Origin of the sequence: Aliiroseovarius crassostreae (genome assembly GCF_049803815.1) — a bacterium.
Lineage (GTDB): Bacteria > Pseudomonadota > Alphaproteobacteria > Rhodobacterales > Rhodobacteraceae > Aliiroseovarius > Aliiroseovarius crassostreae_A.
Map to the genome: position 1 here is coordinate 718,915 of NZ_JBNAGI010000002.1, position 7,209 is coordinate 726,123.

8 protein-coding genes and 1 pseudogene are annotated in these 7,209 nt (G+C 54.6%); 5 read left to right on the forward strand and 4 right to left on the reverse strand.

The window, feature by feature from the left end; all coding sequences use genetic code 11:
• The 5 genes from ACP15V_RS09205 to ACP15V_RS09225 are packed head-to-tail and all read left to right on the forward strand — an operon-like array spanning position 1 to position 4,399.
• Entirely contained in the window at positions 1-2,244 is a 2,244-nt protein-coding gene (locus tag ACP15V_RS09205) for a chemotaxis protein CheA (RefSeq protein ID WP_424943372.1), read from the forward strand.
• Between the two features lie 4 nt (positions 2,245-2,248).
• A complete protein-coding gene (locus tag ACP15V_RS09210) occupies positions 2,249-2,728 on the forward strand; it encodes a chemotaxis protein CheW (protein ID WP_424943373.1) in 480 nt (159 codons plus the stop codon).
• Entirely contained in the window at positions 2,725-3,594 is an 870-nt protein-coding gene (locus tag ACP15V_RS09215) for a CheR family methyltransferase (protein WP_424943374.1), read from the forward strand. The genes ACP15V_RS09210 and ACP15V_RS09215 overlap by 4 nt, the downstream gene beginning before the upstream one ends.
• Before the next feature lie 28 nt (positions 3,595-3,622).
• Entirely contained in the window at positions 3,623-4,009 is a 387-nt protein-coding gene (locus ACP15V_RS09220) for a response regulator (RefSeq protein WP_424943375.1), read from the forward strand.
• Positions 4,010-4,015: 6 nt separating this feature from the next.
• Positions 4,016-4,399, forward strand: a complete 384-nt coding sequence (locus ACP15V_RS09225) for a hypothetical protein (protein WP_424943376.1) — start codon at positions 4,016-4,018, stop codon at positions 4,397-4,399.
• Positions 4,400-4,457: 58 nt separating this feature from the next.
• Here ACP15V_RS09225 and ACP15V_RS09230 read toward each other — a convergent pair whose 3' ends face one another.
• The 4 genes and pseudogenes from ACP15V_RS09230 to ACP15V_RS09245 form a co-directional block, all read right to left on the reverse strand.
• Positions 4,458-4,988, reverse strand: a complete 531-nt coding sequence (locus tag ACP15V_RS09230) for a chemotaxis protein CheD (protein WP_424943377.1) — start codon at positions 4,986-4,988, stop codon at positions 4,458-4,460.
• A gap of 6 nt (positions 4,989-4,994) precedes the next feature.
• Positions 4,995-6,035: a protein-glutamate methylesterase/protein-glutamine glutaminase gene (locus tag ACP15V_RS09235; RefSeq protein ID WP_424943378.1), complete on the reverse strand. Its 1,041-nt coding sequence runs from the start codon at positions 6,033-6,035 to the stop codon at positions 4,995-4,997.
• 15 nt (positions 6,036-6,050) lie between these two features.
• Positions 6,051-6,647, reverse strand: a complete 597-nt coding sequence (locus tag ACP15V_RS09240) for a methyl-accepting chemotaxis protein (RefSeq protein ID WP_424943379.1) — start codon at positions 6,645-6,647, stop codon at positions 6,051-6,053.
• Positions 6,635-7,209 (reverse strand): annotated as a pseudogene (locus ACP15V_RS09245) (chemotaxis protein); the annotation flags it as partial. The pseudogene ACP15V_RS09245 and the gene ACP15V_RS09240, both read right to left, overlap by 13 nt.

Genomic DNA, 7,209 nt, shown 5'->3' on the forward strand with positions numbered 1-7,209 from the left:
ATGTCGGATCCCATGGCCGAAATCAAGGCATCATTCTTTATCGAATGCGAAGAACTGTTGGAAGGCCTGCAAGACGGGTTGCAATCGATGGACGACGGCGAGGCGGATAGCGAAACCGTCAATGTTGTCTTCCGTGCTGTGCATTCGATCAAAGGCGGCGCCGGGGCATTTGGCCTCGATGAGCTCGTAAAATTTGCCCATAAGTTTGAAAATGCCCTCGATGAGGTGCGGGCCGGCCGACTGGAGGCCCATCACGAAGCGCTGAAGCTGTTTTTCCAATGCAGTGACATTCTTGCGGATCTGGTGCGCGAAGCACGCGATGATGAACCGCATGATCCCAGTCGCTCCACCCCGGTTCTGGCCGAACTGGAGGCCCTCCTGGGAGATACGCAAGAAGAGGAAGAGGAGGAGGAAGTTGATTTCCAACCGACCACCCTGTCCTTCGACCTTCCCGATCTGGATCTTCCTGCGCCACCCTCTGGTGATCCGCGGTACGAAATTGTTTTTGAACCAGAGGCCGCACTCTACTCACTGGGCAACGAACCCCTGTTTTTGCTCCGCGCCCTGCGCGACCTGGGAGAGATGGAAGTGCATTGCGACACATCTTCCCTGCCCGGGCTGGATACGCTTGACCATGATCAGGGTCACATGAAATGGACCATCACCCTCACCAGTTCGGAAGGCGAGGCCTCGATCAAGGAGGTTTTTGAATTTGTAGAGGGCATATGCTCGCTCACCATTTCGGAAATCTCGGAAGAAATGGCAGGCATCAACGCCCCTGCCCTGCCGGATCTCCCTCCGCTGGAAGACCTCGGTGACGTACCTGCTGCAAACGAGCTGCCGGACCCGCCGGAAGCGGCGGCACCGGCGACGCCCGCCCCCCCTTCGGGTCTCGCGCCTGATACTGCGCCCCAGGACCTATCTCCGTCCCCTGCCGCCCCAAAGGCAGAAGAAAACAATGCCCCGGCAAAATCCAAATCCTCCGCGCCGGCAAAACCGACCCCATCCCCAAAGGCCACCGGCTCCGCCACCACACCACGCGCCACCGTTCGTGTTGACCTGGATCGTATTGACCGACTGGTAAATCTGGTGGGCGAAATCGTGATCAATCAGGCCATGTTGACGCAAAGTGTCGAAGAGGCGGGGCTCCCCCCCAACTCTTCTGTGCGCACCGGATTGGAAGAGTTTTTGCAACTCACACGCGACATCCAGGAAAGCGTGATGATGATCCGTGCCCAACCGGTGAAATCCCTGTTCCAACGCATGAGCCGCATTGTCCGTGAAGCCTCAGCCGCAATCGGTAAAGATGTGCGTCTGAAAACAGAAGGTGAAAACACCGAGGTCGACAAAACCGTCATCGAGCGATTGGCCGACCCGCTGACTCATATGATCCGAAATGCCGTTGACCATGGGCTGGAAAGCAACGCAGATCGCGAAGAGATGGGCAAATCTCCGGAAGGGCATGTTTATCTAACCGCGATGCATCGTTCAGGTCGTGTCGTAATTGAGGTCGCAGATGATGGGGCAGGCATCAATCGCCCGAAAGTCCACCAGATCGCCATCGACAAGGGGCTGGTCCCCGCAGATCTGCAACTGACGGATAGTGAGATTGACAACCTTCTGTTCTTGCCCGGTTTTTCTACGGCCACCGAAGTGTCAAACCTATCCGGTCGCGGTGTGGGTATGGATGTTGTGCGCAGTGCTATCCAGGCCTTGGGCGGTCGTATTTCCATCTCGTCAGAACGTGGAAAAGGGACCACTTTCTCAATTTCACTGCCGCTTACCCTCGCAGTTCTGGATGGGATGATCGTCAGCGTCGCAAAAGAAACCCTTGTGGTGCCGCTGAACGCCATCCTGGAAACGCTCACATTGACCCAATCTGATTTGCAGGAATTTGGGCCGGAAACACATGTGGTCAATATCAGGGACACGTTTGTTCCGCTTCTCGATCTGGGCGCAGAGCTGGGTTATCGAAAGCCTCTCGCAGATTACACCGGCTTCGTGGTGCTTCTGATTACCCAGGAAGATGGATCACGTGCTGCCCTGGTTGTGGATGCGATCGAGGATCAGAGGCAGGTCGTGATAAAAGGGTTGCAAGACAGCTATGGGCGCGTTCCCGGCATCGCCGCGGCGACCATTCTAGGCGACGGCAAAATCGCCCTCATCCTGGATCCGGTTGATCTGATTTCCCAAGCCAGCGGTCGTACGCGACCAGCCGCATCTTCGAAACAACTTGCAGGGTAACATCATGACAGAAAGCATCAAACCAAACGAACCCCAGAACGAAGGCAATGAAATCGAACTCCTTTCCTTCCTTGTAGGCGGGCAGGATTATTCGGTTGACATCATGAGCGTACGCGAAATCCGCGGAGGGGCGCAGGCAACCTCCCTGCCTCATTCGCCAAGTTATGTGCGCGGTGTGATAAATCTCAGGGGCACCGTACTTCCCATCATGGACCTGGCCAAACGTCTGGGAATGCAACACAATCAGAACGACGATCGGAACGTGATTATTGTCGTGGCTGTTGGGGAGCGCACCGTGGGCCTCATGGTGGATGCCGTTTCTGATATCTTGTCCATTTCCGAAGATGAAATGCAACCACCACCCGAAATGCAGGCGGACCAGGATCGCAACTTTGTTTCCGCCCTGACTATTGTTGATGAACGCATGATCCGTATCCTGGATCTAAATGCGGTTCTTCCGGAATCCAACGAGGAAGCCGCGTGACACTACAAAAGCAAGAGAGCTTTGGCCACCTGTCCGGGCCAGATCTGGACGAACGCTCGTTTCAGCGGATCGCAGAATTTGCCTATGAAACGGCGGGGCTTTCCATTGCGCCGACCAAATCGGCTATGGTTCGGACGCGTCTGGCAAGGCGCCTTCGCGCATTGAAAATCACAAGTTTCGGCGCTTATTGTGACTACTTTCAAAGTGTGGATGGCACTCATGAACGTACCGAACTGATCTCGGCGCTGACCACCAATGTGTCACATTTCTTCCGTGAAAATCACCATTTCGAACTTGTCCGCGAGAACCTTTTGCCAGAACTGGCCAAGCGGGATCAGACAACCGAACCCGTCAGGTTTTGGTCAGCAGGTTGTTCCAACGGACAAGAGCCCCTGTCAATCGCTATGACCATCAATGAATGCGGCGTGGCAAACCGGTTGAAAAATATCAAAATCCTGGCAACAGACATCGACCCTAAGGTCATCGATTACGCGCGCCGCTTCGAGTATCCGCAAAGAATGCTCGAAGGGTTGTCGGTTGACAAAAGAAGCGAGTATTTTGATCGACTGGCGTCAAATACTTCTGATCCCATCTGGTCTGCAAAAGAACGACTAAGAAATCTCATCACCTATCGGCAACTTAATCTACTTGGCGCCTGGCCAATGAAAGGTAAGTTCGATGCCGTTTTTTGTCGGAACGTCGTGATTTACTTCGATCAATCAACACAAGATCAGTTGTGGGAGAAGTTTATCGATATTTTGAGGCCCGGAGGTTGGTTGTTCCTCGGACATTCAGAACGCATATCCGAGAAATATCTTCCTCATTTTGAGACCCAGGGCAGCACCGCTTATCGGTTAATCCGATAGCATCCTACAAAACGGCAAAGGAAAAAAAATGGCACTCAGAGACCAACTTAGAACAATGGTCGTCGACGATATGTCCACCAGCCGCGGATTGATTACGCAGGCGTTGGAGGGGTTTGGTGTTCGCCAAATTGAAAGTGCGGCCGATGGTCGAGAAGCGTTGCAAAAAATATCGAGTTGGCCGGTTCACCTGGTCATTTCAGACATGAACATGCCCGGAATGAATGGCTTGCAACTGCTGCACGCGCTCCGGTCAACCCCGCAGACCAAAGGTGTGGGATTTCTTTTGATTACAGGGAAAGCTGACCGTGAAATCATCGAGTATGGCAAAAAACTTGGAATGAACAACTTTGTCAAAAAGCCGTTTCAGCCTGATCAGCTTCGCGGCGCGATCGAAGCGATCGTGGGCAGACTGTGAACGACAATGCATAGAAAACTTCCGGCAAACAGCAATCCGCCTTCCCACAACGTCGCAAAACACGTCCTCGGTCGCTCCGCGAACGAGTTAAGAGATCTGGCCCAACTCAGCTTGGAAATCCAGTGGGCCATTTCTTCGCTACTGGATCGTGCCCATCATCCTGACCTGAGCGCTGAAATTCACGTTCTACAAGACATCGACCGGTTGCAGCAAACACTGCTGGATTTGTCGAAGCTCATTGATGGTGTCAATACTTCTTCGGCTGAAGCATTGAAGGCCGCACCTGAATTGGCCAATACGTTGACGCTTCAAAGCTTGCGAAAACGGGTTTTTGGTGATGTGAGCGATGACGCCGATGACAACCAATCGGACGAAGTGACTTGGTTCTAGCGAACCTTCGGCCAGATCTCTGAAACGAAACTTCACCGTGATTTGGGCGATACCTGGATCAAAAGAGTTCCACCTCGTTGCTTTGCCGGCGTACTGGCTTAACCAGCGGAACATCTTTCGCAATCAGTTTTTGCCGGGCGCGCCCATTGCCAGGCCAGAATTCCAAGCGGCGTGCCTTGTCCCCACCAAGATCCCCCCCAACATACTCGATGCCCTCCCGGTTCAAGAAATCAATCACAAATTCACCATTCCGCAGCCCCGCATCCGACAATCCTTCAATCATTCGCGCGCCTCCAAACACTTTTGATCTCAGATTTTTCCGGGAAGCCCCTCTTTGCAGAAGGCCATTGATCAGGAGTTCCATACCATTCACCCCATGCCCAAACACCGCTTGTGCATTTTCAGTATCGTCGCTGAATAAAACGTGATTCATCCCACCTATCTTTCGCGTTTCATCCCAGATACAGGCCGAAACACATGAACCGAGCAACGTCGCGATAATAGCGTCATGGCCGGTCTCAATCGCAAATTCACCTTGTGAAATGTATACACGCGACTGCGATGTAGATGCTGGAATCGAGTGTTTCATCAAATTCTACCCTTCTGCCCGCGTGCAAGCTTTCAAAATCGCCGAGGGAATTTTCTGTAGTGGCAAAAGCCGGTCCACACCACCTTTTTCATAAGCGGCTTTGGGCATTCCAAAGACAACTGAGCTCTCTCGGTCCTGGGCAAGACAAACCGCCCCGGCCCCGCGAAGAGCAGCCATTCCTTCCGCACCGTCATACCCCATTCCGGTTAACATCACGGCTACAGTTCGCGGCGCATGTTCAATTGCGGATAGGAGCATTTTGTCGACTGATGGTCGATGTCCAGATTTCCTGGGCCCTTCCATGATTTGGGTTTTGAAGGCACTCCCGGATCCAAGCGTCAGATGCGTCTTTCCACCAGGAGCAATCAAAACCTGGCCCACCGATGGCTCATCCCCGTCCCGCGCCAGCCTCACGGCTGGTTTACATCTTCTGTTCAATCGCTCTGAAAACTTTGCAAGAAATTGCTCTGGCATATGCTGCGTTATGAAGATGGGTGGGCAGTTGTGTGGCATCTGGGACAGGACATGTTCAAGCGCTTCCACCCCGCCTGTTGATGCCCCGATCAGGACCATTTTCCCGTTCCAGCGGGACAGACCCAATTCATTTTTGTGGGCGTGTAAGTTACTTGTGGTTGCTACACGCGCCTTGGATGCTGCCCAAACCGTCTCCGGCAAAGTGCGCAGGGTGCTCTTGCTCCCTCCGACACCAGGTTTGAGCACGCATTCGATCGCACCAAGGGACAAAGCTTCGACAGCGGCTGCACTGCCAGCAGATGTAATGGAAGAGAACATCACCACAGGCATCGGACGTGCCCGCATCAATCTACGCAAAAACTCCAGCCCATTGATACCTGGCATTTCAACGTCGAGTGTCATCACGTCCGGCGCTTTTCGTTTGACCAAGTCTCTTGCTTCTTGTGCTGAAGATGCCTCACCGATCACTTCGATGCGATGATCTTGCTCCAACACCATGCGGATCAATCCACGCATTGTACCGCTGTCATCGACAATCAGCACACGCGCCTTTTTGATATTGTTATTCAGCATATGGCCCCGGCCCTGTTAGAAGTCATCCCATCCATCGTCCTCGTCGATGCTCGGTTCTGCGTTATGAGCCAAAGCGCTCCTGGTTGCGGGGACCGGGCCAGGCGACGTCGCCTGGGCGGGTGCGGCCGGTTCTTTTGTGGCAAAGGCATCGCTTTCAATGATCTCGGCCTGAGAAGCGTCTGCATGCCCGGTATTGAACCGCCCCATGGTCTTGTTCAAGGTTTGGGCCTCGCGGGTCAGCGCATGGCTTGCCGCAGTGGTTTCTTCGAACATGGCGGCGTTTTGCTGCGTCACCTGATCCAGCTGGTTCACCGCTTCATTGATCTCGGCAAGCCCGGCACTCTGTTCGCGGGATGACACCGCAATTTCACCGACATTGCGACTGATTTCACTGACACTTTCGACAATGCCTGCCAGGGCCGCCCCAGCCTGGTCCACCAGTTGCACACCGCGTTTCACCTGCGTGCCCGACGCCGAGATCAATTCGTTGATCTCGCGTGCCGCATCAGAGGAGCGTTGCGCCAGCGCACGCACTTCTGAGGCAACAACCGCAAATCCGCGCCCCGCTTCGCCCGCCCGGGCCGCCTCAACCCCGGCGTTCAGCGCAAGCAAATTGGTCTGGAAGGCAATGTCGTCATCACCCCGGTGATCTTGGAAATCTGCTGCGACGAATTTTCAATCTCGCCCATCGCGTCCACGGCTTCACGCACCACCTCGCCCGAGGCTTCTGCGTTTTGGCGCGCAGTATCCACCACCTCATTGGCATGGCTCGCCCCTTCCGCGGCGGATCGCACCGACGAGGTCAGCTCATCCAGCGCCGAAGCGGTTTCCTCAAGCGTGGCCGCCTGTTTCTCGGTCCGTTGCGACAGATCATCTGCCGCATTGGAAATCTCGGACGCCTCGCCCTGGATCAGGTCGGCATTTTCCACCACGCCGCGCATCGCGGACAAGAGGTTCTCAGCCGCCCGGTTGAAATCATGGCGCAGCTGTTCGTAATTCTCGGCAAAGGGATCGGAAATGCTGATGGTCAGATCACCGTCCGACAGCTGGCTCAGACCATCGCGCAACGCATCAACAACCTGGCTTTGCGCCGCTTCCATCTCAGCCCGCTCGGCTTCCGCAGCCTCAACCTCCCGTCGCGCATCCGTCACGTCATTCGCGATCAGGACAATGC